Source organism: uncultured Campylobacter sp. (assembly GCF_937890585.1).
In the GTDB taxonomy this organism is placed as follows: domain Bacteria; phylum Campylobacterota; class Campylobacteria; order Campylobacterales; family Campylobacteraceae; genus Campylobacter_A.
Window position 1 is genome coordinate 1 of the sequence record NZ_CALACG010000214.1, and the last position, 2,394, is coordinate 2,394.

The 2,394-nt window shown below is 35.4% G+C and carries 1 protein-coding gene and 1 pseudogene; both read right to left on the reverse strand.

Annotation, left to right across the window (positions count from 1 at the left end; translation table 11 throughout):
* Positions 1-243 precede the first annotated feature (243 nt).
* Entirely contained in the window at positions 244-1,998 is a 1,755-nt protein-coding gene (locus Q0296_RS06265) for a response regulator (RefSeq protein ID WP_298038151.1), read from the reverse strand.
* A gap of 96 nt (positions 1,999-2,094) precedes the next feature.
* Positions 2,095-2,394, reverse strand: a pseudogene (locus Q0296_RS06270) (hypothetical protein); the annotation flags it as partial.

Sequence of the window (2,394 nt, forward strand, 5' to 3'; positions counted from 1 at the left end):
TTGTTTATTAAACTCATCTGTAAAGTAGCCATCTTTATCTACCTTGTAGCCTAAAACTAAAGAGCTCGTTTGCTTGGTGGCAACTTTGGTTGATACCTTTATGTTCTGCTCTAAATTCAAGGGGTAACTACCAAGTGCGTTTATCATCTTAGATCCTTTTAGCTTTAACTCACACCAAAGATATCGTCTTTTTTATGAAAAGATTTATTTTGCCAAGGCTTTTTAGTCTGCATAAATTTACTCCTAAACTCTTGTATCTACCTTTTTATAAAGCCTATCTTTGCTAGATAGTTCTTTAAATTTGAGGTCATTTTCAAGGTAGGTGATGTTATAAATTTCTTTAGTGGTGATGCTTTTGCCGTTTTCAAGTCCGATCAGGAATTTACTTGTAAATTTATCAGAGAGGTTTTTAACGAGCTTTGCTCCAAGCTCTTTTAGGCTAGATATCTTATCATCTTGCTTTATGCCTATATCTTTAAAGTCAAGTCTATTTAGCTCGATATCGTTCATGCTCTTAGCATCTAAATTTATACTTGCTCTTTTGCTGTCTTTGTCATCTTTGCTTATTAGCTTGCCAGTGTCACTATAAATTTCTTTTACCTCTAGCTCTCTTCCACTATCAAATTTAAGCGTGATCGTGCCATTTTTGTTTAGCTTCATAGCTATTACGCTGTCTGTGTCCTTTAGAGCAGCAGCTGCCTTACTAGTATCACTCTCAAAAGCATGCTTTACTCTTTCTAAATTTTCTAGGCTAAACTCAAGCCCAGTTGCCTTTTCAAACTCACTCTCCATAGCGATCATATAAGATGACTTTGTGGTTTTTAGCTTTGAGATGAGATCATCTGCGTCTTCTACATCATTTTCTTTTAAATTTTTGCTTACCCACTCTACATCTTTGCTATGAGCGCTAGACTCTTTTTGGTAGTCGTTATAAAATTTCATAAAGCTATCTTTTTGATAGCCTACGTATGAAAAGCTCTCATCTTGTTTAGACCCAGCAGGTTTTATGATAGGGTTAAACTCGCTAAGCCTTTTCTTGCCGTCAAAGCCAACTTTCTCATAGGCAAAGTTGTTTAAGCCACTCTCTTCGTTGAATATCTTATTATCCCTAAGATCTACCCAGCCGTCTTTGTCTGCATGGTCTTTGAAAAATTTATTAGTCTCTTCTTTGCCTATCTTTTGGTAGCGATACTCGGCTAAAAATAGAGTATAAGGGTTTGAGTTGTTTAAACTAACTCTGTAATCAACTGTATTTTTGCTAGCAAAGTCCATAGCCTCATGGCTTAAATTTCTAATATCTTTTTTGATAAAGTCGTTAAGGTTTATCTCGCTTACAACTTCGCTTAGTTTGAAAATTTTCTCATTTCCGTCTTTATCGTAGCCTCTAACCTTTAGCTTATCAAAGTATTTATCACCAGAATTTATCACTCCGTCCTTGTTGCTATCAAAGTTAAATAAAAATCCATTTGCATCTAGCTTGCCTATGCCTAGCTTGTCATTATCGTCATAAAGATCCAAAAAGACCTCTACGTCACCCAGTGAGGTTTTTATCGTTTTTTCATAGGCATAGTCATTTAAATTTGTAAATTTAGTATCTGCTGCCGCAATGGGCTTAATGGAAGTTTTTGAATTTATAGATGAAAAATAGGTGCTAGTTTGATCCACTTTCCTTAGCGCTGAGGCATCTTCGCCAAAGAGATATTTGTTTTCAAAGTCCTTTTTGTCCCAGTTCCTCCGCTGGATATCCACATAAGAAAAAGCATCGTTTGTCCCACTATCTGCTCTAGCATACTCCGACTTCACGCCACTGGTGCTGGCGCTTTGGATGATAGAGTAAGTGCTATTTGAGATAAGCTTAGTAGCGATGTCTTTAAGCTCAGACTTTAAATTTGTATTGTCTAAAGTTTGCACTCTATCTACGCCAAGAAGGACCCTTGAATAGATCATATCTTTGGGTAAATTTATATTTATGGGCTCTAAAATTGGTGATATATTCATTTTAAATCCTTTTAAAATATATATCTTATATCGGCGAATATAAAAAATGTTTAGTAGTATGGGAGCCAAAAGGGCTTAGAACGAATACCTACTATGTTATATATTGTATAGCTCTCTTACCTTCATCCTCTCATCAAATTCTTTTAAAACATCCATTATTTTATTTGCTAGTCCCTCAAGCGTTTGATCTTTTTTAAGCTCTAAATTTCTAAGCTTTAAAATCCTAGCTAGTATATCTTTTAGATCTTTCTTGCCAGATAGTATCTCATCATAATAAGCCTTTGGTATGCCTATCTCACTTCTATCTTGTTTTGTAAGTATTAATGAACTTTTATACACACTAAGAGCCTCGTCAGTTATCCTTGTTGTGCCACCTTGCAGTGCAAGACCTTGCTC

Bases quoted from the DNA above. Each gene is read 5' to 3' on its own strand.
- Q0296_RS06265 (WP_298038151.1), bottom strand. From the start codon at position 1,998: ATGAATATATCACCAATTTTAGAGCCCATAAATATAAATTTACCCAAA.